Annotated in this window: 1 protein-coding gene; it reads right to left on the reverse strand. The window is 39.4% G+C overall.

Annotated elements, in window-relative coordinates; genetic code table 11:
* Window positions 1-322: 322 nt before the first annotated feature.
* Complete coding sequence (locus tag BZG73_RS15865; RefSeq protein WP_077668826.1) at window positions 323-1,045, reverse strand: hypothetical protein; 723 nt, start codon at window positions 1,043-1,045, stop codon at window positions 323-325.
* Between the last annotated feature and the right edge of the window lie 235 nt (window positions 1,046-1,280).

The raw sequence follows: 1,280 nt of genomic DNA on the forward strand, positions 1-1,280 counted from the left end.
CGCAAGTTGATGAGTATCGGTGAAGACCATTTGCAGAGAGCCTGTTAATGCGGCGGGCACCTTGATGCCTTCTAACGAATTAGGCACTGCAACCGCGCAATGTCATCAGGGCCATGACGTGAGTCAGTAAAAGGCCGAATGTAGAGCGGCAGTCCAAACCAAACTCAATACGCTTCGCGGATGCTTGACGAACGGGGGGAACCCATGTAGCCCTGCTAATTGGTTAACAAACATAACCACTTATCCTAGATTTACTACCGTAAACGCTAATCCTGAGCAAACCAAAATTGCCGAACGTTTGTTAATCCTGTTGAGCAGTTTGTTAGCCATTTTTTCGCCAATCATTCATTATTTGAAATAGAGCATATTGCTTAGCTAGTTTAAAAGAAGCCTCACTTGAATTAGGAGCAAAGAAAGAAATAGGCTCTCTTATTGAAACAACGAAGCACAAAAACTCGATTGAACCTATAGCTTTGTAAAAATTAATAGGTTCGCCATAGTCAGAATCAGAAAATGCACCGTGTAATATGCCATGGCGATTAGTTTTATCTCCATGAGGATACCGAGCTGAATTAACGTATAGATTATTATTAGTAAAATGAACGAATGAATCTAGCATTGCTACAATTTCATCCACGGCACCAAGTTGATTTGCAATTACGTCTTCTTTAGAGTGTTCAGCTACTGCTACGAAAACATTTTTGACATACTTTTCGGATATATTTTTAGATTCTAGTATTTTCCGACCCACACCTTCAATTACYGGAATAAGACCGGATACAGCAACATGATGTAACCCTAAGAAGTGAGCATCAATTGCTTCAGCGATAATGAGCTTATAATCAGAGATATGAGGAGCAATAGGATAACGATGCTTCACCATTGCAGCCAGATGATCGTGGGTGTATATACGGCTAAGTAGTGACTCTAAATTTGAATCATTGTTTTTGGAAATATCTTCCGCAATTTTATCTAAGTACCCCATTTGGACATAGGGAGGGACAAACCATCCTGCTTTATTAAATAGTTCTTTATAATAATCCATTCGATCAACTCAAATTGATGGCTAACGCCGCAATCAATGGTAAACCGGAGCGCAGCAGAGATTTATCCGTTGCATTTCCTTGTTATGCAAAATTATCATCCGGGTATGCTCTCCATAAATGTTTTTACAACTATAAAACCCTCAAATAGAAATGCGGCCAATACAAAAGCTATAGCAGCACCTGTTGTGATAAATAGCTTTTTAGGTGCATAGAATATAGCTAACAGTAAGCTAG

The organism is Salinivibrio siamensis (assembly GCF_001996005.1).
Classification (GTDB): Bacteria; Pseudomonadota; Gammaproteobacteria; order Enterobacterales; family Vibrionaceae; genus Salinivibrio; species Salinivibrio siamensis.